The following is a 22,818-nucleotide window of genomic DNA, read 5'->3' on the forward strand; positions in this document are numbered from 1 at the left end:
GCCAAACGAAGGTAAGAGTCACAGCAGCGATCGTTGGCGGCGTTCCGTCCCGCACGGGTGTACTCGACAAACCACATTGCTGCTAAGGAGTACTGGGGAGATCTACGAGCGTCGCCAGCGGTCAGTGGCGAGGATCAACCGGCTCTCCGAAAAAACAGAGACTGACAAGCCCCTCTGGCAACCGACGCGTCTCCGGTCCGCGCAGTCTGGCGACCAGGCGTCAGCCGAGCAGCCCCTCGGCCGCGATCCGCCAGTCCTCGACCGGCGGCGTCAGCACGTTCTCGCCGAGCACCTGCACCAGCACGGTCGAAGCCCCTGCGTCCAGGTGCTCCTGCACCCGCGCCCGCGTCGCCTCGACCCCGCGGGTGACCATCGCGTGCTTGAGCCGATCGCTGCCCCCGCGCACGTAGTCCGACTCGTCGAACCCCTGCCGGGTCCACGAGTTCCGATAGTTCGGCAGGCCCGTATAGACGTTGAGGTGATCGTGGGCCCGCGACCGCCACACCTCGTCGTCGTCGTCGACCCCCTCGGCCACCACCGCGGCGTGCTCCACGACCAGGGCCGGCCCGTCGTCGGCGGTCCCGCCGAGGATCTCCCGCGCCCGCGCGGTGTGCTCCGGCAGCGTCAGGTACGGGTGCGCGCCGGCGGTGCGGTCGCGCGAGAGCTCGAGCATCTTGGGGCCGAGCGCGGCGAGCACGACCGGCGGCATCGTGTCCTCGCCCGCCGCCATGGGTTGAGTCCGTTCGAGCGCGTCGAGGTACTCACGCATCGCCGACAGCGGCCGACCGTAGTGGTGGCCGCGGTGGCGCTCGACCAGCGGCGCGTGCGAGACGCCGAGGCCCAGGACGAACCGGCCCGGGTGCATGGCCTCGATCGTGCGGGCGGCCGCCCCGGCTGCGGAGGCGTCGCGGCCGTAGATGTTGGCGATGCCGGTGCCGATAGCCATCCGGCGCGTGGCGCCCAGGTACAGCTGCGCGGCGGTGAACGCCTCCCGGCCGACGGCCTCACCGAACCACAGCGAGCCCCAGCCCTGGTCGTCGAGCTCACCGAGGACGTCGGGGATCGCCGCCGGCGTCAGTCCCTCCAGCGAGCCGGTCCACAGACCGATCCGGCCGAGCTGTTCGCGACCTGCGGGGCGGTGGCGGGTTCGGTGGGATGCACTGTCCTGGAGGGCACTCATGTTCCCGAGTGTGCCCGACCCCGTCGTCGCCGGGCCGGCCATTCGCCGCAAACGGCGGCGGCCGTCGACCCGGTCGCGACACACTGAGCTGACACGCGTTGCAGTGACACGCGGCACACCCCGGGCACCGAGGAGACGAGACGCCGATGTACGAGTGGTCCGAGACCGACCTGATGATCCGCGACGCCGTGCGCGGCTTCATCGCCAAGGAGATCCGCCCCCAGCTCGACGCCCTGGAGAGCGGTGAGATCCCGCCCTACCCGATCATCCGGAAGCTGTTCGCCGAGTTCGGCATCGATGCCATGGCCCGCGACGGGGTCGAGAAGATGCTGGCGAAGGAGCGTGCGCGCGAGACCGTCGGCGCGGCCGCCGGGGGCGGGACCGCGGGGGGCGGGGCGGCGGGCGGCGGGGTTGCATCCGGTGACGCGCCGCGCGGCGACGGCGGGAGGGGGGACGACGACGAGGACGGCGATTCCGGCGGCGCCCCCGAGAACCGGGACTCCATGATGGCCGTGGTGACCAGTGAACTGGCCGGCGCGTGCATGGGGCTGGTCTCCGCGCTCGGAGTGAGCCTCGGGCTGGGCGCGACCACGATCATGTCCCGCGGGACGCTCGCGCAGAAGGAACGCTGGTTGCCCGGCATCGTGACCATGGAGAAGGTCGCGTCATGGGCGATCACCGAGCCGGACTCCGGTTCCGACGCCTTCGGCGGCATGCGCACCTACGTGCGGCGCGACGGCGAGGACTACATCCTCAACGGCCAGAAGACCTTCATCACCAACGGGCCGTACGCGGACGTGATGATCGTCTACGCCAAGCTCGACGAGGGGTCGGGTGGAGCGGGCAGCACGGGTCCGGCCACGGACGCCGACAAGCGCGACCGCAAGGTGCTGACGTTCGTACTGGACAAGGGCATGGAGGGCCTCACGCAGGGTGCTCCCTTCAAGAAGATGGGCCTGCACAGTTCCCCGACCGGGGAGCTGTTCTTCGACAACGTCCGCCTCGGCAGGGACCGGCTGCTCGGCGAGTCCGAGTCCGGTCGCGGGGGCGACGGCCGCGAGTCGGCGCGGTCGAGCTTCACCGCCGAGCGGATCGGGGTGGCCACCATGGCGCTGGGCATCATCGAAGAGTGCCACCGGCTGTGCGTCGACTACTCCCGCGAGCGCACCCTGTGGGGCCAGGAGATCGGGCGCTTCCAGCTGATCCAGCTCAAGCTGGCGAAGATGGAGGTCGCGCGGATGAACGTGCGCAACATGGTCTTCAACTCCATCGAGCGCGCCCGTGCCGGCAAGCCGCTCTCGCTCGCGGAGGCGTCGGCGATGAAGCTGTACTCGTCCGAGGCGGCCACCGAGGTGGCGCTGGAGGCCGTGCAGTTGTTCGGCGGCAACGGGTACATGGCCGAGTACCGGGTCGAACAGCTCGCCCGCGACGCCAAGTCGCTCATGATCTACGCGGGCAGCAACGAGATCCAGGTGACCCACATCGCGAAGGGGCTCCTCGCCCGGTGAACCGTGGTCCGGTTGCTCCTGCGTCCCGCTCTCGTACCGTCAGGACATGGCCACCGAGATGTTGCACACGTACATGCAGGACCACCACGCCGGCGCCGCCGCCGGAATCGACCTGTTCCGCCGCGTGGCCGAAGACCACGAGGATCCGGAGACGAGGGAGATCGTCGCCCGCATCGGCGACGAGACCGTGGACGATCTGAAGATCCTCGAGGAACTCATGACGCTGGTGGGGACGTCACCCTCGATGCTCAAGGACCTGCCAGCCAAGGCCGCCGAGAAGTTCGGCCAGCTCAAGCCCAACCGGCGGGCCGCCGAGCGCTCCCCGCTGAGCGATCTGGTCGAGCTCGAGGCGCTGACCCTCGCCGTGACGGGCAAGACGCTCGGCTTCAAGGCTCTGCTAGACATCGACGACCCCCGGCTTCCCCGGCCCACGCTGGAGAAGCTGGTCGAGCGTGCGGAGCAGCACGGACGCGAACTGGAGAAGCTCCGTCTGCGTTGCACGGACGCGCTGAAGAAGCAGTGACCAGGCGGGTTCCACGTGAAACCCGCCGCCCACACGGTCCGCCGGCCGGGTGCGTGCCCGGACCGCCGCATCAGCGCATCTCGCCTGCGCCCACGTACGGGTGGAGGCTCGTCGTGGGACGCCCTTCCGCGAACCGGGAGAACCGACAGTCGGCCGGGTCGACGCCCGACATCGTCGTCGTCCCCTCCGTGAGCAACTCGGCGACCAGCCGACCGACCGCGGGCGCCATCTTGAACCCGTGGCCGGAGAACCCCACCGCGATGAACAGCCCCTCGATCGGCGACGGGCCGATGATCGGGTTGTAGTCCGGCGTCGTGTCATACGCCCCCACATAGCTGCCGGTGATCGACGGATCGGGCATGTCCGGCAGGCGGTGCATGAGCCGCTCGACGACCTTCTCCACGGTCGAGGAATCGGCCCTGTTGGCGTAGGCGTCGGGGTCGATGTACTGCGGCGCGGCGTGGTCCGAGTTGCCGGCCAGGATCTCCCCGTTCGGTTCGCGGCACAGGTACTGCAGGCCCACCAGGTCGGACAGCGTGGGGACCTGCCCGAGCGGTTCGCCCTGGTCCACCATCACGAGCTGGGCGCGCTGCGCACGGACTGGGATGTCGATCCCGACCGTGGCGCCGAGCTGCGGGGCCCACACGCCGGTCGCGAGGATCACGTGCTCGGCGTAGACCTCCGTGCCGTCGGCGAACTCCGCGCCCACGACCCGGTCCCCGCAACCGCGGAGGAGCGAGACCACGCGGGTGCTCTGACGGACGCGCACGCCGCGGGCACGCGCGGCGGCCGCGAACGCCATCCCCGTCATGTACGCCTCGCCCCTGCCGCCCCGCGGTTCCCACGCTGCGGCCGCGACGTCCTCGACGTTGAGCCCCGGCCACAGCTCCGCCATCCGGTCCGGGGTGATGAGTTCCGTCTCGATCCCCAGACTCTGCTGCATCGCCACGTTCGCCCGCAGCGGGGCCACGTTCTCGTCGCCGACGATCACGGCGTACCCGCACTGGCGGAAACCCATGTCGTCGCCGAGCAACTCGCCGGCGTTCTCGAACACCGGGATGCTGTGCCAGCTCAGCGCCGCCATGGTCGGCGACCCGTAGTGGCAGCGCACGATACCGCTGGACTTGCCGGTCATGCCGGAGCACAGCGTGTCCTTCTCGACCACGAGCACGTCCGTCTCACCGCGCTCGGTGAGGTTCCAGGCGATCGACAGGCCCTCCAGGCCGCCGCCGATGATGAGGTACTGCGCCGTCTCGGTCATGGGGGTTCTCCTTCTGTCGTGAGGGTGGTCGGTCGGCCGGGGTCGACCGGATCAGTCCGCGGCGAGCAGGTCGGCCAGGACGTCGGCCAGCGCCTCGGCGCCGCGCTCGGCGTCGGCGTCCTCGACGTGCTCGGCCGGCGAGTGCGAGACCCCGGAGGGATTGCGAACGAAGAGCATCGCGGTGGGCACGTGCGCGGCCAAGACACCGGCGTCGTGACCGGCACCGGTCGGCAGGATCGGCACCCCGGGCAGGTCCGCGCACAGTCGGTCACGCAGGACGGGGTCGAAGTCGACCGACCCGCTCAGCGACTCCTGCACGACGGCGACCTCGCACCCCTCGAGCAGCGCCGCTTCCGACGCCGCCTCGGAGATCTCGTGGACGATCCGCGCGGTGACCGCGTCGTCGGGATGGCGGACGTCGAGCCACAGGTCCACCCGGGAGGCGATGACGTTGGTCCCGCCGGGCGTGGGCACCAGACGCCCGACCGTGGCCCGTGCCCCCCGGTGCAGGCCCGCGATCCGGCGGACGTCGAGGACGGTCCGCGAGGCCGGGATCATGGGGTCGCGGCGGTCGGCGAGCACGGTGGTGCCCGCGTGGTTGCCCTGACCGGTGAAGGTCACCCGCCAGCGACCGTGACCGATGATCGACGAGGCGACGGCGACCGGGCTGCCCATGTCGATTAGGCCCCGCCCCTGCTCGACGTGCAGTTCCACGAACCGACCGATCCTGCCCAGCGCCTCCTCGTCGCGACCCATGCGGGCGGTGTCGAGTCCGTGCAGGGCGCACAACTCCCCGAACGTCGTGCCGCCGTCGTCGGTCAGGGCGGCCGCCACCGCCGGGTCCATGGCCCCGGTGAGCAGCAACGAGCCCAGACAGGCGCAGCCGAAATGCGAACCCTCCTCCTCCGGGAAGACGGTCAGTGCCAGCGCCCGGCGCGGATGGATGCCGCGGGCGGCCAGGTGGTCGACGGCCACGAGCGCGGAGGCCACCCCGAGCGGCCCGTCGAACGCCCCTCCCCCGGGCACGGAATCCAGGTGACTGCCGGTCACCACCGCGTCAGTGAGCGGATGCCCGGCCGGGTTCCACCAGGCCCAGATGATGCCGTTGCGGTCCGTCTCGCAGTCCAGCCCCCGGGCGGCGGCCTCGGCGAGGAACCACTCGCGCAGGTCCAGCTCGGGCGTGGAGAACACGGGCCGGCTGTACCCGCCGCGGGTGGGGTCGGTGCCGACGTCGCGGATCGCGGACATCAGCGAGGTGACGGTGGGAGCGGTCGGGGCCGTCATGGCGGGATCCTCGGGATTCGGGGACGACGGGGCGTCCCGGGAACGGGCGGTAGGTGCGGGCAGGTGGGTGCGGGAATGCAGCGGCCCGGGTGGGGTGGGAGAAGGCGCATCGGCGCGCGAGCGCCCGAGCAGTCAGCGGTGGACGCGACAGGCGGGCGGTCCGGGGGTCCGGATCAGCCCTCGACACCGTCCGGGTAGGCGGTCACCGAGAGGAATCGGATGGGCAGCTCGAGCATCGCCACCGGGCCGTGGACCCCCTCGCCGTCGAGAAGCAACGAGTCCCCGGGCCGGAGCCGGTACTCCGACTCGGCGTGGTGATAGATCATGTCGCCGGCCAGCATGTACAGCAGCTCGGTGCCCGGGTGCTGGAAACGGGGATGCGCCTCCGACTCGGCGGTCAGGGTGACCAGGACCGGCTCGATGCGCTTGTTCGGGCCCCGCAGCGCGCCGAGCAGCTCGTAGACGTGACCGACCGCCGTGCCGCGGCCCACGATCGTGGCGCCCTGACCGTCGGCGGTGAACACCGCGTCCCGCCGGGTGTCCGCGCCACGCAGCAGCGAGGTGACAGGGACGTCGAGCCCCGAGGCGAGCTTCGCCAGCATGCTCAACGAGCACGAGGTCTGGGCGTTCTCGATCTTGGACAGCATCGCCTTGGAGATGCCGATCCGCTGCGCCATCTCCGCCACCCCAAGCCCCTCGGAGAGGCGGAGTCGGCGGACGTGGAACCCGATGATCCGCTCGAGATCGCCGCCGGTGGGGACGTCCACCGGCAGCTCGCGGGGGGCGGCCTGGTGGACGATCCTGCGCGCGGCCTCCGGCTCGGTCCCCATGGCGTCGACGATAGTCTCCGGCGCGGCGGCGACCTCCGGGGCGACGGTCATCTCACAGGCCCCGCCCGGCCCGGCCGGGGATCCAGTCGGTCCCGGCGAGCGGCACCCGGGCCATCGCGGCGGCCTCCATCGTCAGCGCGACCAGGTCCTCCGGCTCCAGGTGCGTGAGGTGGGACTTACCGCAGGCCCGGGCGATGGTCTGCGCCTCCATCGTGAGCACGTGCAGGTAGTTGGCCAGGCGCCTCCCCGCGGCGACCGGGTCCAGCCTGGCGGCCAGCTCCGGGTCCTGGGTGGAGATGCCTGCCGGGTCCCGCCCCTCCTGGAAGTCGTCGTAGAAGCCGGCCGCCGAGCCCAGCTCGCGGTACTCCTGCTCGTAGCGGGGGTCGTTGTCGCCCAGGGCGATGAGCGCGGCGGTCCCTATCGCGACCGCGTCCGCCCCGAGCGCCATCGCCTTGGCCACGTCCGCACCCGACCGGATCCCGCCGGAGACGATGAGCTGGACCTCGCGATGCAGGTCCATCTCCTGCAACGCCTGCACGGCCTGCGGGATCGCCGCGAGGGTGGGGATGCCGACGTGCTCGATGAACACGTCCTGGGTGGCGGCCGTGCCCCCCTGCATGCCGTCCACCACCACGACGTCGGCGCCGGCCTTCACCGCCAGCTTCACGTCGTAGTAGATGCGGGTGGCGCCCACCTTGACGTAGATCGGCTTCTCCCACCCGGTGATCTCCCGCAGCTCGAGGATCTTGATGGCCAGATCGTCCGGCCCCGTCCAGTCCGGGTGCCGGCATGCCGAGCGCTGGTCGATGCCCCTGGGCAGGGTGCGCATCCGCGCGACCCGGTCGGAGATCTTCTGCCCGAGCAGCATCCCTCCCCCACCGGGTTTGGCCCCCTGTCCCAACACCACCTCGATCGCATCCGCCTTGCGCAGGTCGACCGGGTTCATGCCGTATCGCGACGGCAGGTACTGGTAGACGAGCTTCGAGCTCTGCCCGCGCTCCTCGGCCGTCATCCCCCCGTCGCCGGTGGTCGTGGAGGTCCCGGCGGCGCTGGCGCCCCGGCCGAGCGCCTCCTTCGCCTGCGCGGACAGGGCGCCGAAGCTCATGCCCGCGATCGTCACCGGGATGTCCAGATGGATGGGCTTCGAGGCGTGCCGGGCACCCAGGGTGATGTCGGTGTCGCAGCGCTCGCGGTAGCCCTCGAGCGGGTACCGGGACATCGATGCGCCGAGAAAGAGCAGGTCGTCGAAGTGGGGCAGTCGACGCTTGGCGCCCCAGCCGCGGATGTCGTAGATCCCGGTGTCGGCGGCTCGCTGGATCTCGTGGATGACCGCCCGCGGGAAGGTCGCGGATTCGCGCAGGGTCGGGTCGTCGGCGCCCGGCGGCCGCACGGCGGTGGTGGCGTATCGGGTCGGTCCGTCGAAGGGCATGGTGGACTCCTGTGGTGCGGGTCGCCGGAGGCGAGCGGATGGGGAGGTTCAGTACGCCGAGGCGTTGTCGACGTCGAAGTTGTAGAGCGTGCGGGCGGACCCGTACCGGCGGAACCCGGCTGTCGGGACGTCGGCGTACCCCGCACGGTCGAGTAGGTCGGCGAGCTCGTCGTGGTGCTCGGACCGCATCGGTTTCTCCACGCAGTCGGCGCCGAGAGAGGTGACCGACCCCCGGACGTAGATGTGGACCTCGTAGAGCGAGTCCCCCAGGGCGTCCCCGGCGTCACCGAGCACGACCAGCCGACCGGCCTGACCCATGAAGCAGCTCATGTGCCCGATCGACCCGCCCACGACGATGTCGACGCCCTTCATCGAGATGCCGCACCGGGCGCCGGCATCACCGGTGATCACGAGCAGGCCGCCATGCGCGGTGGCACCGGCCGACTGGGAGGCCGAACCGTGGACGCGGACCGTCCCCGACATCATGTTCTCCGCGACGCCGACGCCCACGTTGCCGTTGACGGTCACGTGGGCGCCGTCGTTCATCCCGGCCGTGTAGTACCCGGTCGGACCGTCGATGATCACCTCATCGGGGCTGTCGAGGCCGACGGCCAGGGCGTGCGCCCCCCTCGGGTCCGTGACGAGGAACCGGCCGGTCCCGTCGGACTCCTGCAGCGTCCGGTTGGCCTCGCGCAGGGAGCTCTCGTGGAGGCTGATCACGCGGGCTGCAGTCGTGGACGCGGCCGCGGAGGTCTGGTCGGGGGTGAGGGCCTGATCGGCGATGACGGTCATGGTGGGTCCTTCGGGTGCGGGGCTGGGGCGGTGACGGGGTCCGACTGTGGGCGGTGCGTGCTCAGCGGTGCCAGTGGTAGATGCGGCCGGGTTCGGGCTCGTAGAGGTGGGCGCTCTCGATACCCGGCAGGTGCGCCATCGCCCGGTATTCCGAGGCCATCGCCACGTACTGGTCGGTCTCGGCGATCACCGCGGGTTTGCAGGCGATGGGGTCGCGCACCACGGCGAAGTCGTCCGCGGTGGAGACCAGCAGCGTGTAGAAGCCGTCCAGAGCACGGGCCATCTCCTCGAGCGCCTGGTCGATGCCGGCGCCCTGCGCGATCTGGGCGGCGACGAACCGGGCGGCGACCTCGGTGTCGTTGAGCGTGTCGCAGCGGATGTCGCGTCGGGCGAGCTGCCGTCGGACCGAGGCGTGGTTGGAGAAGGACCCGTTGTGGACGATGCACTGGTCCGGTCCGACGGAGAAGGGGTGCGACCCGGCGGGCGTCACCGCCGACTCGGTGGCCATCCGGGTGTGGCCGACCCCCTGCCAGCCGCTGGCTCCGGCCAGGCCGAAACCGGCGGCCAGGTCGAGCGGCAGGCCGGTCCCCTTGAGCACGGCCAGCTCGCGACCCATGCCCACAAGGACCACCTCGGGGGCGGCGGTGCGGACGGCGGCCGCCAGCGAGTCGACGTCGGTGACGGCGCTGAGCAACGTGGTGGCGCCGAGCTCCTGTCCGTCGACCGGGCGGCCGAGTTCGACGCCCACGCGCTGGGCGAGCGTGTCGACGCCGACGCCGTCGGCAAGCACGGTGACCGTGGCGGAACCGGCGGGGTTCCAGTCGGGGTTGCCGTACACGGCGACTCCTGCGGAGTCGGATCCCCGGTCGGTCATCTCACCGAGCATGGTGGTGAGCAGTTCGCCGAGCCGGGGCTCGAGGTCGGGGTCGCGGAGGTGGAGTCCGACGATGCCGCACATGGTTTCTCCTGAGGTGTAGTGGGAGCGGGTGGGTGGGTGACGCAGGGTCGTCGGCGGCTCACAACGCCGTGAGGTACTCGTCGATCTCCCACTGGGTGACGGTGTTGTGCCAGGCGGTGAACTCGTCGCGCTTGAGGCCTGCGTAGTAGTCGGCCACACCGTCTCCACAGATGTCGAGGGCTGCGCGCACGGCGTCGTCGGCGGCCATCGCCTCCACGGCGTGCAGGAGCGTCGGCGGCAGGGTGTGGGTGGCGTCGGTGACGGCGGCGGGCGGTCCCGGGTCGAGGTCGCGTCGGATGCCGTCGAGTCCGGCAGCCAGCTGTACCGCCATCGCGAGGTAGGGGTTCGCGGATCCGTCGCCGCCGCGCAGCTCGACCCGGTTCGCGTCGGGGACGCGGAGGTAGTGGGTCCGGTCGTTGCCGCCGTAGGTCGCGTCGGTCGGCGACCAGGTCGCACCGGAGGTCGTGGTGCGTGCACCGATGCGCTTGTAGGAGTTGATCGTCGGACACAGGACCGCGTGCATACCGGAGGCGTGGGTGAGGATGCCGCCGATGAAGGCGTAGGCGGTGGGCGAGAGCCCCAGCCCGTACCGGTCCGGGCCCTCGGAGGGGAACACCGCGTCGCCCCCGCGCCAGAGTGACATGTGCAGGTGCATCCCCGAGCCGGTCCGGTCGGAGAAAGGCTTGGGCATGAAGGTGGCGATCATGTCCCGTTGTTCGGCCAGCATCGAGATGATGTAGCGCAGGGTCATGACCCGGTCGGCGGTGACCATGGCCTCGTCGTAGGCGAAGTTCTGCTCGAACTGCCCGTTGCCGTCCTCGTGGTCGTTGGCGTAGTTGGACCACCCGAGGGTGTTCATCGCCTCCGAGACCCCGGCGAGGTGCTCGTACATGCGGGTCACGCCGCGGGCGTCGTAGCAGGGGTGGGACTCGTCGTCCTTCGGGTCGGCGGTGCGCAGCGTGCCGTCGGCGTTCCGGCGGACCAGGAAATACTCGACCTCGGCGCCCACCTTGAGCTCGAGGCGGTCGGTGGCGGCGTCGGCGAGCACCCGGCCGAGGATGACGCGTGGCGCGAAACGCCACGGTCGCCCGCCCACCCAGGGGTCACAGTGCACGAGGGCCAACCCGGGTTTGATGAAGTCCAACGAAGTGAAGGACCGCGCGTCGGGGACGACGACGAGGTCGGGGTCTTCCGGTTGTTGGCCCATCGCGTCGGCTGCGTAACCGGCGAAGCCGAGCTCTCCGGCCTCGAGTTGGTCGACGGCCGAGGCCGGCACGAGCTTGGCGCAGGGTTTGCCACGGAGGTTGGTGAAGACGGCGAGGACGAATCGCGTCCCGGTCTCGGCGACGACTCTGGCGAGGGGGCCCGGCCCCTGGTCGGCCCCCGTGCTGATCGGCGCGACCGGAGGGTGGACGGCCGAGCCGTTCCGGGAAGCGTCGACCCCGAGGGTGGGATCTGCGGTCACTGTCATGGGCCCTCCTGGGCTTGTTTCTGCGTGGTGTCCACAACCTACTGAGCGGAAACCCCGTGGTGGTTACCGCCGTGTTACGGCTTCGCGGAGCACCGCGTCCAGCGCTCACCTGCGGTGATGCGACGAACCGCCGCAGCGGGGTGTTCCTCCACCGAATCCGGTAACCAGATGGAAACCATCGCGATACGCGGCGGTGAGCACCACGGGATCACACTGTGAAACGTTCGTTTATCCCGACAGCCGCCACCGGTGGCCTGCAGAGAAAAGAGAGACAGATGGACGTAGCCATCGCGGCGGCGGACACCGCCTGGGTGCTCGCGGCCATGGTCGCCGTGGCGCTGATGGTGCCCGGTCTCGCCCTGTTCTACGGCGGCATGGTCAGCATCCGCAGCACGCTCAACATGATGATGATGACGATCGGCGCGGTCGCGGTGATGGCCGTGCTGTGGGTCGTCGTCGGATACTCCCTCACCTTCGGCAACTCGCTCGGCGGGCTCGGACTCCTCGGGGACCCCCTGGAGTACCTGGGGCTGAGGGGGATCATGGCCGAGCCGGAGACACCGGGACTGCCGCCCGCCCTGTTCGCCGGATTCCTCCTGCTGTTCGCCGGCATCACGGTCGCACTGGTGGCCGGCGGCGTCGCCGACCGGATGAAGTTCTCCACCTGGCTCGTGTTCGCTCTGGTGTGGCCTCTGCTCGTCTTCTTCCCCGTCGCCCACTGGGTGTTCGCGTTCGATTCCGAGGACGGCTCGATCGTGGGCGGGTGGATCGCCAACGGCCTGGGCGCGATCGATCTCGCCGGCGGTACCGCCATCCACATCAACGCCGGCATCGCCACACTCGCCCTGGTCCTCGTACTGGGGCGCCGCGCCGGGTTCCCCACGGTGAGCCGGCCGCACAGTGTCCCCCTGACCTTCCTCGGCGCCGGGATGCTGTTCGCGGGCTGGATCGGCTTCAACGCCGGCTCGGCGGTCGCCGCGGGCAACACGGCCGGCGTCGCCGCCCTGAACACCGTCGTCGCCGCCCTGTGCGGGGCCCTGGCGTGGATGATCACCGAACAGGTCCGGGCCAAGCACCCCACCACCCTGGGTGTCGCGTCCGGGCTGGTCGCCGGCATGGTCGGCATCACCCCGGCCGCCTCGTCGGTGAGCCCGCTCGGCGCCATCGCGATCGGCCTGATCTGCGGCGTGGTGTGCCACTACGCGGTGGGCCTGAAGTTCCGCCTGGGATACGACGACTCCCTCGACGTGGCCGGGCTGCACCTCGTCGCCGGCGTCATCGGCACGCTGCTCATCGGCGTCATCGCCGATCCCGCCTCGCCCGTCGGTGAGGCCGGGTTGCTGTACGGCGGCGGGTTCGGGCAGCTCGGGGCGCAGACCCTCGCCACGGTGGCCGTGGTCGCCTACTCGTTCCTGGTCACGCTGCTCATCGCGGTCGTCCTCGACAAGACGATGGGGCTGCGCGTCACCGAGGAGGCAGAGCTCGAGGGCCTCGACAAGGCCTACCACCGCGAGATGGCGTACTTCCAGGACGGTCTCGGAACGGCCGCGGCCGTGGAGGACTCACCGGAGGAGGTGGCGAACACGACGAAGAACTGACGCCTCACGCGACTGCATGACCCCGGGGTCTGCCGCCGGTTCGATCGGACTCGGCTGCGGGCCCCGGGGTTCGGCGTGTCCCGGTTCGTCGTGTCCCGGTTCGTCGTGCCCCGGGTTCGTCGTGCCCGACGGCGGGTCAGACGTTCCGGATCGCGATCGATCGGGTGTTGAGGTAGCACTCCATGGCCTCGGGACCGCCCTCGGAGCCGTAGCCCGAGTCCTTCACCCCGCCGAACGGCAGCTCGGCGGACGGCATCGACGGCATGTTGACCCACAGCATCCCCACCTCGACCCTGCGGGTGAGGAGGTCCGCGTTCGCGAGCGACCCGGTGAACGCGTAACCGGCCAACCCGTAGGGCAGGCGGTTGGCCTCGGCGATCGCCTCGTCGAGGTGATCGAACCCCCGGATGGCGGCGACGGGCCCGAACGGCTCGTCGTTGAACAACCGCGCCTCGGTCGGCACCTCGTTGAACACGGTGGGAGCCCAGTAGTTGCCCGCGTCGCCGATCCGGTGACCGCCGGTGAGGACCTCCGCACCCCGGTCGACGGCGTCGGAGTGGAACTCACTCATCGCCGCGAGTCGACGATCGTTGGCGAGGGGACCCATGGTGGTGCCGTCCTCGAGTCCGCTGCCGACCCGGATCTGCCCGGCGTGCCGGGCCAGTTCGCGGGCGAACTCGTCGCGGATGCCGTTCTGCACCAGGAACCGCGTCGGGGAGATGCACACCTGACCGGCGTTGCGGAACGTCATGGGGCCCATGGCGTCGAGGACCAGCCGGAGGTCGGCGTCGTCGCAGACGATGACCGGCGCGTGGCCGCCGAGCTCCATCGAGCTGCGCTTCATGTGCTGTCCCGCCATCGCGGCCAACTGCTTGCCGACGGCCGTCGAGCCGGTGAACGTGATCTTCCGGATCACGGGGTGCGGGATGAGATACCCGGAGATCTCGGCAGGGTCCCCGTAGACCAGACCCAACACCCCGGCCGGCAGGCCCGCATCGGCGAAGGCCCGGATGAGCTCGGCGGGACTGGCCGGGGTCTCCTCCGGCGCCTTGACGATCAGGGAACACCCCGCCGCCAGCCCGGCCGCGATCTTGCGGACCACCTGGTTGACGGGGAAGTTCCAGGGCGTGAACGCCGCCACCGGGCCGACCGGGTCCTTCACCACCATCTGGCGGATCGTGAGGTCGCTGCGGTGGGGTACGAGCCTGCCATAGACGCGGAGTCCCTCATCGGCGAACCAGTCGACGATGGTGGCCGCCGCGAGGATCTCGCCCTTCGCCTCCCGCAGCGGTTTGCCCTGCTCCAGCGTCATCATGCGGGCGACGGAATCGGCCCGTTCCCGCAACAGCTGCGCCGCCGCGCGCATGATCGAGCCGCGCTTGGCCGGGGTCGTGTCCCGCCACACGGCGAAGCCCCGGTCGGCGGCGTCGAGGGCGCGGTCCAGGTCCGCGGTGGAGGCGTGGGCGACCGTGCCGATCACCTGCCCGTCGGCCGGGTTGCGCACGTCGATGGTGCGGCCGTCGGCGGAGTCGGTCCACTGGTCGTCGATGAACAGGCGGGTGTCCGGATAGGCGCTGGTGGGTGCGTGGCTCATGCCTCACTTCTACCCGCCCCGCCCGCAGGGGCGCCGTCGTATCCACCACCGGGGCCCCGCCGCCCGACGCCCGCCATCCGAACAACAGACCACAGACCACAGACCACAGACCACAAACGACCACATCCGCTACTCCCCCTCGGGATCCGCTACTCCAATCGGAATAGCGGATCCGTAGGGCGGGTAGCGGATGTGGTCGAACGGGCGGGTCGGCGCGTCAGGCCCTGGCGCCCTGCTGATCCTTGACCGCGGCGAGGATGTCGTCGACGCGGTCCTTGGCGTCGCCGAACAGCATCTGGGTGTTGTCGCGGAAGAACAGCGGGTTCTGGACGCCGGCGTAACCGGCGGCCATCGACCGCTTGAACACGATGACGTTCTCGGCCTCCCAGACGTGGAGCACCGGCATACCCGCGATCGGGCTACCCGGGTCCTCGGCGGCATCCGGGTTCACGGTGTCGTTGGCACCGATGACCAGCACCACGTCGGTGTCCGCGAAGTCGTCGTTGATCTCGTCGAGCTCGAGCACGATGTCGTAGGGCACCTTGGCCTCGGCCAACAGGACGTTCATGTGGCCGGGCAGGCGGCCGGCGACCGGGTGGACGGCGAAGCGCACGTCGACGCCGCGCTCACGCAGGGTGCGGGTGAGGTCGGCGACCGGGTACTGCGCCTGCGCCACGGCCATGCCGTAACCGGGGGCGATGATCACCCTCGAGGCATCCGCCAGCATCTCGGCCGCACCGGCGACATCGATCTCGGTGTGCTCGCCGTGGTCCTTGCCCTCGCCCGAGGAGGCCTCGATACCGAAGCCGCCCATGATGACGGAGAAGAACGAGCGGTTCATCGCCTTGCACATGATGTAGGACAGGTACGCGCCCGAGGAGCCGACCAGAGCGCCGGTGACGATGAGCAGATCGTTGCCCAGCAGGAAGCCCGTGGCCGCGGCGGCCCATCCGGAGTACGAGTTGAGCATCGACACCACGACCGGCATGTCGCCGCCACCGATGCTGGCGACCAGGTGCCAGCCCAGGGCCAGCGCCAGGGCGGTGACCACGATGAGCATCCACAGCGCGGGAGAGATGACGAACCACACGGTCAGCGCGACGAACGCCACGAGGATGCCGAGGTTGATGAGGTTCTTGCCCGGCAGCACCAGCGGCGCGGACTTCATCTTCCCCGACAGCTTGAGGTAGGCGACGATCGAACCGGTGAAGGTGACGGCGCCGATGAACACGCCGATGAACACCTCGGCGTGGTGGATGCCGAGCAGCGAACCGGTGAGCTCACCGTGCAGCTCGGGCTCGAGGTAGCCGTTCCACCCGACCAGCACGGCGGCCAGGCCGACGAACGAGTGCAGCAGTGCGATGAGTTCGGGCATCTCGGTCATCTGCACGCTGCGCGCGCGCATCAGGCCGATGACGGCGCCGATGGCGACGGCCACGACCATCAACACGATGCCGATGGTGGCGGGCTGGTGGTCGATGACCAGCGCGACGGTGGCGACCAGGGCCAGCGCCATGCCGGCGATGCCGAAGGTCAGGCCCCGGCGGGCGGTCTCGTGCTTGGACAGCCCGGCGAGCGACAGGATGAACAGCAGTGCGGCGACCAGGTAGGCCGCATTGGCGGCGGTCTCAACAGACATCTGCTCAGGCTCCCTTCGAGAACATGCCGAGCATGCGACGCGTCACGGCGAAACCGCCGAAGACGTTGATGGACGCGACGAGGATCGCGACGGCGGCGAGCGCCAGGCCGAGGGTGTTGTCGATCCCGACCTGCAGCAACGCACCCACGACGATCACTCCGGAGATCGCGTTGGTCACGGACATCAACGGGGTGTGCAGCGCGTGGTGCACGTTGCCGATGACGTAGTAGCCGATCACGATCGCCAGCACGAACACCGTGATGTGGCGCGGGATGTCCCCCGGCGCGACCGCGGTGAGCAGCAGCAGCAACGCCATGCCAGCGGCGATCAGGCCGAGCTTCGCGCCGGCCGACATCTTCTTCTTCTCAGGCTTGGGCTCGACCGGTTCAGGGGCAGCGGCCGCCGCGGGGGCGGCACTGACCTGCACCGGCGGGGGCGGCCACATGATCTCGCCGCCCCGTGTCACCGTCACGCTGCGCTGGACCACATCGTCCATGTCCAGCGCCCACGCGCCGTCCTTGTCCGGGGTGACCAGCTTGGTCAGGTTGACCAGGTTGGTGCCGTACAGCTGCGAGGCCTGGGCGGGTAGCCGCCCGGCCAGGTCGGTGTAACCGATGATCGTGACACCGCCCTCGGTGACGACGACCTGGTCGGGGACGCTGCCCTCGACGTTGCCGCCCTGCGCGGCGGCCATGTCCACGATCACCGAGCCACGCTTCATCGTCGCGATGTCGGCGGCCGTGATCAAGCGCGGTGCCTGCCGGCCCGGGATCAGCGCGGTGGTGATGATGATGTCCACGTCGGCTGCCTGCTCCGAGTAGAGGTTCGCCGCGGCCCGGTCGTAGGCCTCACTGGTCGCCTTGGCATAGCCGTCGGTGGAGACGACCTTCTCCTCCTCGGGCACCTCCACGGGCAGATACTCGCCACCGATGGACCCCACCTGGTCGGCCACCTCGGGGCGCGGATCGGTCGCGCGGACGATCGCGCCCAGGCTCGAGGCGGCCCCGATCGCGGCGAGACCCGCCACGCCGGCGCCCGCGACGAGGACCTTGGCCGGCGGGACCTTGCCCGCCGCGGTGACCTGGCCGGTGAAGAACCGCCCGAAGTGGTGCGCCGCCTCGATCACGGCGCGGTAGCCGGCGATGTTCGCCATCGACGACAGCACGTCCATCGACTGCGCCCGCGAGATACGCGGGACCGCATCCATCGCCAGCGCGGTCACGCCGCGCTCGGCGAGCACACCGAGAAGGTGCTCGTTCTGCGCCGGTGCCAACAGGCCCACCAGCGTCGCGCCCGACCGGACCCGCGCCACCTCTGCCTCGGTGGGCACGGCGACCTTCATCACCACGTCCGCCGACCACGCGGCGTCACCATCGGCCAGCTCGGCACCGGCCTCGGCGTATGCGGCATCCGCGAACTCCGCGCGGGTACCGGCGCCGTGCTCCACCACGACCCGGTATCCCAGGCCGATCAGCTTCGCCACCGTCTCGGGCGTCGCCGCCACGCGGTTCTCCGCCGGGTTGGACTCGGCGACCACACCGATCACCGACGGCGCGACACCGGAATCCCGGACATCGGAGTCCGGCTTCATATCAGGGATCTCTTCAAGGCTCGAAGCCATAGGGCATCCTTTTACTGCGTTGTGAGCGAGCCGACGCGTGTGCGCCGGCTCTGACGTCTCGAGTTTTGGCGTGTTCTACGTATTCTCCACAGGCCCGGCACGTGTGTGCCCGGGGTGCGCTCCAGTCACCGATCCGAGATCAGAGCTCACGAAGCGGCTCGGGGTGGGATGGTTACCCCTGCTTCGTCCACCGTTACGGCGTCGTCCTCCGGCGCGGGCAGGGTGGCGCCACGTCCACCGGAAGAACTTCCGGCAGAGCCTACGGGACACTGTGGACCGCGAACGAGCCGGTGGGATCGTTTTCGGGGACCTTGTGACGTAAGCCATACGCCTTGGTGCTTAGCGGCGTGAAATAAGAAACACCCCGGATCGTCAGTGACGATCCGGGGTGCTCCCGATGTGTGGGCGAAGGGGGACTTGAACCCCCACGTCCCGAAGGACACTGGCACCTGAAGCCAGCGCGTCTGCCATTCCGCCACTCGCCCGAGTAACGCCCGAATACGTTAACACGCGGCGTTCCGACCGCACTAATCGGCTGGTGAGGGCTCCCCTGCGGCTGGAAGCGTGCTTCCCACCGCCACCGCCTCTATGATCGACCGGATGCCGCCGCGGGCGGCGCGAGGACAGCCGGCCCGGCCAGATGGCCGGGCCCACCACGAGGAGAGGAGGCGAGGCGTGGGGATCGTCGGGAAGTTCGAGCGCACCCTGCAGGGCGCGGTCGGCGACGCGTTCGCCCGCCTCTTCGGCGGGAGAGTCGTGGCGGCCGAGGTGGAGTCACAGCTCCGCAAGCAGGCGGAGGCCTCCCTCAAGGTGGTCGACGGGCACCTGTTGGTGTCCAACAGCTACACCATCACCCTGGCCCGGTCGGACTACGCCTCTTTCACCGAGGACGAGGCCCTGGCCGTCAAGACCTTCTCCCGCCATCTGTCGGATCACATCTCCGAGCAGGGTTGGGAGACCTACGGCCCGGTCACCGTGACCTTCGTGGAGCGCGATGACCTCCACACCGGACAGATGCGTATCGACGGGGTCGTGGACCCCGACGCCGTCCCGTTCCACATCTCGGCCGCCGCACCGGCGCCGGCGCCGGATCATCCGGCGCCGTCGTCGCCGGGTGCGGACCGACGGGGCGTGGACGGGCCGAGTGCGAGCAAGGAGAACAGCGACATGCAGGCACCCGCTTCCAACTACCCGGTCTCGACCGGCCCCGGAGCCCGGAGCGCGGGCTGGGGTGGCCCGTCGGACGCCCCGACCCAGATCACCCAGGGCCGGGCCTCGCTGACGGTCACGCTGCACCTCGAGGACGGCTCGGGGCGGACGTTCCGCCTCCAGCGGGGCTCCAACCTGCTGGGACGCGGGCAGGACGCCGCGTTCCGCCTGCCCGACACCGGGGTGTCACGCCAGCACGCGGACATCCATTTCGATGGTCGGGAAGCGGTTCTCACCGACCTCGGCTCGACCAACGGCACCACGGTGAACGACGGGCCGATCCAGGACTGGCAACTCGCCGACGGCGACGTCATCAGGGTCGGACACTCGGAGATCACCGTCCGGTTCGACTAGCCTCGACACGGATGACCCCCGGAACCACCGGGGGCGGCCACACGTTGTCCGAGGTGAATCGGCGGGCGAGGGGAGGACGGCACCAGTGCAGGGACTCGTTCTGCAGCTCTCGCGCGGCCTGTTGTTGGCGCTGTTGTGGCTGTTCATCTACCTCACCCTGCGGGCGCTGAAGACCGACGTCTTCGGCAACGTGGGGATGAGGTCGTCCGGCCGCGGCGAGCGCCGGGGCGGCGTGTTCGGCCGCGGCTCCCGGGCGATCCGGCATCTCGTGGTCACCCAGGGCGCCCTCGCAGGTACCCGGATCACCCTGTCCGAGCAGCCGGTCCTGGTGGGCCGGGCCGACTCGTGCACCCTAGTGATCGACGACGACTACGCCTCCAACCAGCACGCACGGCTGTCCCCGCACGGCCCCGACTGGTTCCTCGAGGACCTCGGCTCGACAAACGGCACCTATCTGGACAGATCGCGGGTGACGACCCCGGTCAAGGTGGACGCCGGCACGCCGATCCGGATCGGCAAGACCGTGATCGAGCTGCGCACGTGACCCCGGCGCTCGTCTACACCGCGCGCTCACATCTGGGCATGGTGCGGGAGAACAACGAGGACTCGGCCTACGCCGGACCCCGTCTGTTGGCCCTCGCCGACGGCATGGGCGGCCACGCCGCGGGTGAGATCGCCAGCCAGTTCGTCGTGGCGGCGCTGGCGAGGCTCGACGAGGACGAACCGGGGCAGGATCTCACCGGGGCCCTGACCCGCGCGCTGACGGTCGGCAACGAGGCGATCGCCTCCCACGTCGAGGCGTACCCGGAGACCGACGGCATGGGGTGCACGGCCACCGCGCTGCTGTTCGACGGCCGCCGCATGGGCCTGCTCCACGTGGGTGATTCCCGGGCCTACCTGCTGCGTGACGGGACACTGACCCAGATCACCAAGGACGACACCTTCGTCCAGTCCCTCGTCGACCGCGGGGAACTCTCCGCCGACGAGGCCCACACCCATCCGCGGCGCTCGCTCATCCTCAAGGCGCTGACCGGGGAGCCGGTGGAGCCGACCGCCGTCATCCGCGAGGCACGGGTCGGCGACCGCTACCTGCTCTGCTCCGACGGTCTGTCCGACCCGGTGAGCACCGAGACGATCGCCGAGACGCTGGCCACCGGAACCGTCGAGGAGGCCGCGGACCGGCTGGTCCAGCTGGCGTTGCGCTCGGGCGGGCCGGACAACATCACGGTCGTCCTGGCCGACGTCCTGGACTCCCCGCGCGACGCGCCGGTCATCCCGGTGGTGGTGGGCGCGGCGTCGGGCGACGAGCCGGGCCAGATCGACCCCGCCGCCGACCCCTACTCCGACACCGCTGCCGGTAAGGCCGCCGCGTTCTCGCGCGCCCAGGTCGCCTCACGCGGGGGAGCCGCCGGCACGTCCGGGGCAGCCGGCGCGTCGGGTGCCGGGCGTGGGAACGGATCCGACGACGACGAGGTCGACGCCGCCCCACCGCGCGGCAGCAGATGGCGTTTCGCCCTGAGCGTCGTCGGGGTGCTCGTACTGCTGGCGGGGATCGTGGGCGTGTCCGCGCTGCTCGTCCGCAGCAACTACTTCGTCACCGAATCGGACAGCCAGGTCGTGGTGAAGAGGGGCATCTCCGGGGAGGTCTTCGGCATCTCGTTGGCCTCGGTCATCCAGGTGGGGTGCCTGACCCGCGAGGGCGACCTGACCATGCACTCCCCCGATGCCATCCCCGCCGGATGCGACGTGTTCACCCTGGGGGACCTCCGCGAACCCGCCCGGGAGACCGTTCGCGCCGGACTGCCGTCGGGGAGCCTCGCCGAGGCGGGCGCCCAGGTCTCCCGGCTCACGGAGGACAACCTCCTGCCGCCGTGCGACCCCCGTGAGCAGCAGGAGCGCCCGCGCGAGCAGACCTCGTCGTCGTCCTCTCCCACCGAGTCGCCCTCTCCCACGGGTTCCCCCGCACCCACCGGGTCGCCGTCGCCCGGCGAGCCCGCCCCCACGGACGAACCGGCGACTCCCCCCTCCCCCACGACCCCCGCACCTGTGCCCGGGGAGACCTGCCGGGCGGTGAGCTGACCCATGTCCTCTCCCGCATCTGCCTCACCATCGTCGGCCTCACCCGCATCCGATCCCCGCGGCCGGGCGGTGCCCGACAGCCCGCGCCGGGGCAAGGAACTGGTCCTGCTCGTCGCCGCCGCGGTGATCGTCGGGTTCTCGCTGCTGCTGGTCCAACTCGCCCAGGAGCAGGAACTGTCCCTGGCGCTGCTGTGGATCACCCTGGCGTTCCTCGGCCTCGCCGGCGGCGCCCACCTGCTCATCCGCTGGCTCGCGCCCTACGCCGATCCGGTGTTGCTACCGGGCGTCGCGCTGCTCAACGGGCTGGGGCTGGTGCTCATCTACCGGCTCGACCTGTCGTACGCGGCCAACGCCGCGGCGAGCGGCAACGACCCGCCGGGGATGGACGTCACCCGGCAGCTGCTGTGGACGTTCCTCGGCCTGGCCGTGATGGCGGTCGTGCTGTACTTCCTGCGCGACCACCGCGTCCTGGCCCGGTACGGCTACACGATGGGGTTCGCCGGCCTCGCACTGCTGGCGATCCCGGCGGTGCTCCCCTCCCGGTTCTCCGAGATCAACGGCGCCAAGAACTGGATCATCCTGCCCGGGTTCACCATCCAGCCGGGCGAGTTCGCCAAGATCCTGCTCATCATCTTCTTCGCCTCGATCCTGGTGGAGAAGCGCGAGCTGTTCACCACCGCCGGCAAGCGCGTGCTGGGCGTGGACCTGCCGCGCGCCCGCGACCTCGGGCCGATCATCGTGGCCTGGTTCCTGTCCCTGGGCGTGCTGGTGTTCAACACCGACCTCGGCATGGCGCTCCTGCTGTTCGCCACCGTGCTCACGCTGCTGTACGTGGCCACCGAGCGGGTGAGCTGGCTGCTCATCGGCGTGGTCCTCGTCGCCGTGGGCGGCGTGCTGGCCTACGCCCTGTTCGGGCACGTGCGTGTGCGGTTCCAGATCTGGCAGGACCCCTTCGCGTTCTTCGACACCGGCGGCTACCAGAGTTCGCAGGCCCTGTTCGGCCTCGCCTCCGGCGGCATGGGCGGCACCGGTCTCGGCAACGGGCGACCCGACCAGGTGCCGTTCGCGAACACCGACTTCATCACCTCCACCATCGGCGAGGAACTGGGCCTGATCGGCCTCGCCGCGGTGCTGATGGTCTACGCGATCCTCATCCTCCGCGGCATCCGGGTGGGGCTGACCATCCGCGACAGCTTCGGCAAGCTCGTCGCCGTGGGCCTGGCGTCCACCATGGCCATCCAGATGTTCGTCGTGGTCGGCGGCGTCTCCACCCTCATCCCCCTCACCGGCCTGACCCTGCCGTTCATGGCATACGGGGGCTCCAGCCTGTTGGCGAACTACGCACTGGTCGCCATCCTGCTGCGCCTGTCCCACGACGCGCGCCGGCCGCTGCCCACCCCACGCCAGGCACCGGCGCTGGCCGAGGCCGCCACCGGCATGATGCGGGCGCCCAAGCTGCGCGCGCCGGGCCGGAGGAACGGGTGAGCG

General features: G+C 70.4%; 18 protein-coding genes and 1 tRNA gene. 7 read left to right on the plus strand and 12 right to left on the minus strand.

The annotated features are described in order from the left end of the window. Window positions 1-220 precede the first annotated feature (220 nt). Window positions 221-1,180 carry a TIGR03620 family F420-dependent LLM class oxidoreductase gene (locus OVA21_RS15575; RefSeq protein WP_096907414.1) on the minus strand — a complete coding sequence of 320 codons (960 nt, stop codon included), beginning with the start codon at window positions 1,178-1,180 and terminating at the stop codon, window positions 221-223. A gap of 146 nt (window positions 1,181-1,326) precedes the next feature. Here OVA21_RS15575 and OVA21_RS15580 point away from each other — a divergent pair, with 146 nt between their 5' ends. Together OVA21_RS15580 and OVA21_RS15585 are read left to right on the plus strand one after the other, a co-directional pair. Next, window positions 1,327-2,688 (plus strand): acyl-CoA dehydrogenase family protein, encoded by a 1,362-nt coding sequence (locus tag OVA21_RS15580; RefSeq protein WP_096906456.1) that lies wholly within the window; start codon window positions 1,327-1,329, stop codon window positions 2,686-2,688. Window positions 2,689-2,734: 46 nt separating this feature from the next. Continuing rightward, window positions 2,735-3,211, plus strand: a complete 477-nt coding sequence (locus OVA21_RS15585) for a hypothetical protein (protein WP_132064063.1) — start codon at window positions 2,735-2,737, stop codon at window positions 3,209-3,211. 70 nt (window positions 3,212-3,281) lie between these two features. Here the strand turns inward: OVA21_RS15585 and OVA21_RS15590 are convergent, their stop codons facing one another. The 7 genes from OVA21_RS15590 to glnT form a co-directional block, all read right to left on the minus strand. Continuing rightward, complete coding sequence (locus tag OVA21_RS15590; RefSeq protein WP_132064062.1) at window positions 3,282-4,472, minus strand: NAD(P)/FAD-dependent oxidoreductase; 1,191 nt, start codon at window positions 4,470-4,472, stop codon at window positions 3,282-3,284. Window positions 4,473-4,523: 51 nt separating this feature from the next. Next, complete coding sequence (locus tag OVA21_RS15595; RefSeq protein WP_268092801.1) at window positions 4,524-5,756, minus strand: allantoate amidohydrolase; 1,233 nt, start codon at window positions 5,754-5,756, stop codon at window positions 4,524-4,526. A 173-nt stretch (window positions 5,757-5,929) separates the two neighbouring features. After that, entirely contained in the window at window positions 5,930-6,586 is a 657-nt protein-coding gene (locus OVA21_RS15600; RefSeq protein ID WP_132064066.1) for a helix-turn-helix domain-containing protein, read from the minus strand. Between the two features lie 52 nt (window positions 6,587-6,638). Next, window positions 6,639-8,015 carry an FMN-binding glutamate synthase family protein gene (locus OVA21_RS15605; RefSeq protein WP_227022419.1) on the minus strand — a complete coding sequence of 459 codons (1,377 nt, stop codon included), beginning with the start codon at window positions 8,013-8,015 and terminating at the stop codon, window positions 6,639-6,641. A 48-nt stretch (window positions 8,016-8,063) separates the two neighbouring features. Beyond that, complete coding sequence (locus tag OVA21_RS15610; protein ID WP_268092802.1) at window positions 8,064-8,807, minus strand: protein glxC; 744 nt, start codon at window positions 8,805-8,807, stop codon at window positions 8,064-8,066. A gap of 61 nt (window positions 8,808-8,868) precedes the next feature. Beyond that, the gene (locus OVA21_RS15615) at window positions 8,869-9,765 is read right to left on the minus strand and encodes a glutamine amidotransferase (RefSeq protein WP_268092803.1); all 897 of its coding nucleotides are present in this window, start codon (window positions 9,763-9,765) and stop codon (window positions 8,869-8,871) included. A gap of 58 nt (window positions 9,766-9,823) precedes the next feature. Further along, a complete protein-coding gene (gene glnT, locus OVA21_RS15620; RefSeq protein ID WP_268092804.1) occupies window positions 9,824-11,236 on the minus strand; it encodes a type III glutamate--ammonia ligase in 1,413 nt (470 codons plus the stop codon). Between the two features lie 275 nt (window positions 11,237-11,511). Here glnT and OVA21_RS15625 point away from each other — a divergent pair, with 275 nt between their 5' ends. Then, window positions 11,512-12,834: an ammonium transporter gene (locus tag OVA21_RS15625; protein ID WP_268092805.1), complete on the plus strand. Its 1,323-nt coding sequence runs from the start codon at window positions 11,512-11,514 to the stop codon at window positions 12,832-12,834. A gap of 136 nt (window positions 12,835-12,970) precedes the next feature. On the opposite strand, the gene OVA21_RS15630 is transcribed toward OVA21_RS15625, so the two are convergent. From OVA21_RS15630 to OVA21_RS15645, 4 genes are all read right to left on the minus strand, one after another. Then, complete coding sequence (locus tag OVA21_RS15630; RefSeq protein ID WP_069389454.1) at window positions 12,971-14,428, minus strand: NAD-dependent succinate-semialdehyde dehydrogenase; 1,458 nt, start codon at window positions 14,426-14,428, stop codon at window positions 12,971-12,973. Window positions 14,429-14,645: 217 nt separating this feature from the next. After that, complete coding sequence (gene pntB, locus OVA21_RS15635; RefSeq protein ID WP_067716483.1) at window positions 14,646-16,067, minus strand: Re/Si-specific NAD(P)(+) transhydrogenase subunit beta; 1,422 nt, start codon at window positions 16,065-16,067, stop codon at window positions 14,646-14,648. Between the two features lie 4 nt (window positions 16,068-16,071). After that, window positions 16,072-17,658, minus strand: a complete 1,587-nt coding sequence (locus OVA21_RS15640) for a Re/Si-specific NAD(P)(+) transhydrogenase subunit alpha (RefSeq protein ID WP_096906454.1) — start codon at window positions 17,656-17,658, stop codon at window positions 16,072-16,074. Between the two features lie 432 nt (window positions 17,659-18,090). Then, window positions 18,091-18,173 (minus strand) — tRNA-Leu (locus OVA21_RS15645). Window positions 18,174-18,363: 190 nt separating this feature from the next. Here OVA21_RS15645 and OVA21_RS15650 point away from each other — a divergent pair. From OVA21_RS15650 to OVA21_RS15665, 4 genes are all read left to right on the plus strand, one after another. Next, complete coding sequence (locus tag OVA21_RS15650) at window positions 18,364-19,251, plus strand: DUF3662 and FHA domain-containing protein (RefSeq protein WP_096906453.1); 888 nt, start codon at window positions 18,364-18,366, stop codon at window positions 19,249-19,251. A gap of 85 nt (window positions 19,252-19,336) precedes the next feature. Beyond that, window positions 19,337-19,795, plus strand: a complete 459-nt coding sequence (locus OVA21_RS15655) for an FHA domain-containing protein FhaB/FipA (protein WP_067716492.1) — start codon at window positions 19,337-19,339, stop codon at window positions 19,793-19,795. Next, window positions 19,792-21,330: a PP2C family protein-serine/threonine phosphatase gene (locus OVA21_RS15660; RefSeq protein ID WP_096906452.1), complete on the plus strand. Its 1,539-nt coding sequence runs from the start codon at window positions 19,792-19,794 to the stop codon at window positions 21,328-21,330. The genes OVA21_RS15655 and OVA21_RS15660 overlap by 4 nt, the downstream gene beginning before the upstream one ends. A gap of 3 nt (window positions 21,331-21,333) precedes the next feature. Then, window positions 21,334-22,815 carry an FtsW/RodA/SpoVE family cell cycle protein gene (locus OVA21_RS15665; protein ID WP_163376748.1) on the plus strand — a complete coding sequence of 494 codons (1,482 nt, stop codon included), beginning with the start codon at window positions 21,334-21,336 and terminating at the stop codon, window positions 22,813-22,815. The last annotated feature ends 3 nt before the right edge of the window (window positions 22,816-22,818 follow it).

This window comes from Dietzia sp. SL131, assembly GCF_026672565.1.
Taxonomy (GTDB): domain Bacteria; phylum Actinomycetota; class Actinomycetes; order Mycobacteriales; family Mycobacteriaceae; genus Dietzia; species Dietzia kunjamensis.

Excerpts from the sequence above, each read along its gene's own strand:
- OVA21_RS15575 (WP_096907414.1), bottom strand. The coding sequence starts at position 1,180 with ATGAGTGCCCTCCAGGACAGTGCATCCCACCGAACCCGCCACCGCCCC.
- OVA21_RS15580 (WP_096906456.1), top strand. The coding sequence starts at position 1,327 with ATGTACGAGTGGTCCGAGACCGACCTGATGATCCGCGACGCCGTGCGC.
- OVA21_RS15585 (WP_132064063.1), top strand. The coding sequence starts at position 2,735 with ATGGCCACCGAGATGTTGCACACGTACATGCAGGACCACCACGCCGGC.
- OVA21_RS15590 (WP_132064062.1), bottom strand. The coding sequence starts at position 4,472 with ATGACCGAGACGGCGCAGTACCTCATCATCGGCGGCGGCCTGGAGGGC.
- OVA21_RS15595 (WP_268092801.1), bottom strand. The coding sequence starts at position 5,756 with ATGACGGCCCCGACCGCTCCCACCGTCACCTCGCTGATGTCCGCGATC.
- OVA21_RS15600 (WP_132064066.1), bottom strand. The coding sequence starts at position 6,586 with ATGGGGACCGAGCCGGAGGCCGCGCGCAGGATCGTCCACCAGGCCGCC.
- OVA21_RS15605 (WP_227022419.1), bottom strand. The coding sequence starts at position 8,015 with ATGCCCTTCGACGGACCGACCCGATACGCCACCACCGCCGTGCGGCCG.
- OVA21_RS15610 (WP_268092802.1), bottom strand. The coding sequence starts at position 8,807 with ATGACCGTCATCGCCGATCAGGCCCTCACCCCCGACCAGACCTCCGCG.
- OVA21_RS15615 (WP_268092803.1), bottom strand. The coding sequence starts at position 9,765 with ATGTGCGGCATCGTCGGACTCCACCTCCGCGACCCCGACCTCGAGCCC.
- glnT (WP_268092804.1), bottom strand. The coding sequence starts at position 11,236 with ATGACAGTGACCGCAGATCCCACCCTCGGGGTCGACGCTTCCCGGAAC.
- OVA21_RS15625 (WP_268092805.1), top strand. The coding sequence starts at position 11,512 with ATGGACGTAGCCATCGCGGCGGCGGACACCGCCTGGGTGCTCGCGGCC.
- OVA21_RS15630 (WP_069389454.1), bottom strand. The coding sequence starts at position 14,428 with ATGAGCCACGCACCCACCAGCGCCTATCCGGACACCCGCCTGTTCATC.
- pntB (WP_067716483.1), bottom strand. The coding sequence starts at position 16,067 with ATGTCTGTTGAGACCGCCGCCAATGCGGCCTACCTGGTCGCCGCACTG.
- OVA21_RS15640 (WP_096906454.1), bottom strand. The coding sequence starts at position 17,658 with ATGAAGCCGGACTCCGATGTCCGGGATTCCGGTGTCGCGCCGTCGGTG.
- OVA21_RS15665 (WP_163376748.1), top strand. The coding sequence starts at position 21,334 with ATGTCCTCTCCCGCATCTGCCTCACCATCGTCGGCCTCACCCGCATCC.